The sequence below is a fragment of the Candidatus Obscuribacterales bacterium genome, from assembly GCA_036703605.1.
Classification (GTDB): Bacteria; Cyanobacteriota; Cyanobacteriia; order RECH01; family RECH01; genus RECH01.
This window is the reverse complement of record DATNRH010001176.1, coordinates 1-1,388: the sequence shown is the minus strand read 5'-3', so window position 1 is coordinate 1,388 and position 1,388 is coordinate 1. Positions and strand designations below refer to the sequence as shown.

Sequence of the window (1,388 nt, the reverse complement as noted above, 5' to 3'; positions counted from 1 at the left end):
CAGCTCTTTGACAATCGAATCGTATGGGTAGAAATGCGTAAGCTACAATCGTCTGAGTAGCACTCACGAATATCGAATTCTGTGGTCAAGCTACTAAGGGCGTACGGTGGATGCCTTGGCGCAGGAAGACGATGAAGGACGCAGCAAGCTGCGATAAGCCCCGGGGAGCTGCACGCAAGCTATGATCCGGGGATCTCCGAATAGGGTAACCAGCCCGGAGTAACGTCCGGGAATCCACTCCTGAATCCATAGGGAGTGAGAGGGTAACGGGGGGAAGTGAACCATCTCAGTACCCCCAGGAAGAGAAAGCAAATGCGATTCCCCCAGTAGCGGCGAGCGAACAGGGAACAGCCCAAACCTCTGGCGTGTCAAGCCCGTAAGCGTTGCGCCAGAGGGGTAGCGGGAACGGCCTGGCTCTGTTACGGAAGGGCCAAGGAGTTACAAACCTGGCGGCTAGTCAAACGATCTGGAAAGGTCGGCGATACAGGGTAACAGCCCCGTAGACGAAAGCTGATCAGGCTCCTGGCCGTTTCCCAAGTACCACGGGACACGTGGAACCCTGTGGGAATCCGGGAGGACCATCTCCCAAGGCTAAATACTCATCGACGACCGATAGTGAACAAGTACCGTGAGGGAAAGGTGAAAAGAACTCCGAGAGGAGAGTGAAATAGTACCTGAAACCGTATGTCTACAAGCAGTGGAAGGGCTATGGCCACCCAGCAATGGGAGGCAATGCCCGACCGCGTGCCTTTTGCATAATGAGCCGGCTAGTTAATCTCAGCAGCAAGGTTAAGCGTTAAGCGAGCCGAAGCGAAAGCGAGTCCGAATAGGGCGACTAGTTGCTGGGATTAGACGCGAAGCTGGGTGATCTACGCCTGGCCAGGGTGAAACGCACGTAACAGTGCGTGGAGGCCCGAACCAATGTTGGTTGAAAACAGCTTGGATGAGCTGGGCGTAGGGGTGAAAGGCTAATCAAACCCAGTTATTGCTCGTTCTCCCCGAAATAGCTTTAGGGCTAGCCTCACATGATCGTTAGCGGTGGTAGAGAACTGGATGGACTAGGGGCCTTACCGGGTTACTGAATCCAACCAAACTTCGAATGCCAGTGATGCAATGCGCAGGAGTCAGACAGTGGGGGATAAGCCTCATTGTCGAGAGGGAAACAACCCAGACCGCCAGCTAAGGTCCCAAAATCTGTGCTAAGTGGAAAAGGATGTGGAGACGCCCAGACAGCCAGGAGGTTGGCTTAGAAGCAGCCACCCTTTAAAGAAAGCGTAATAGCTCACTGGTCAAGCGGTCCGGCACCGACAATTCAACGGGGCTCAAGCGTCGTACCGAAGCTGTGAACTCCGCGGGGTTCGCCTCGTGGTTTGGTAGGAGAGCATTCT

The 1,388-nt window shown here is 54.6% G+C and carries 1 rRNA gene; it reads left to right on the top strand.

The features are described 5' to 3' along the window. Positions 1 to 83: 83 nt before the first annotated feature. Positions 84 to 1,388, top strand: a 23S ribosomal RNA gene (locus V6D20_24350); the annotation flags it as partial.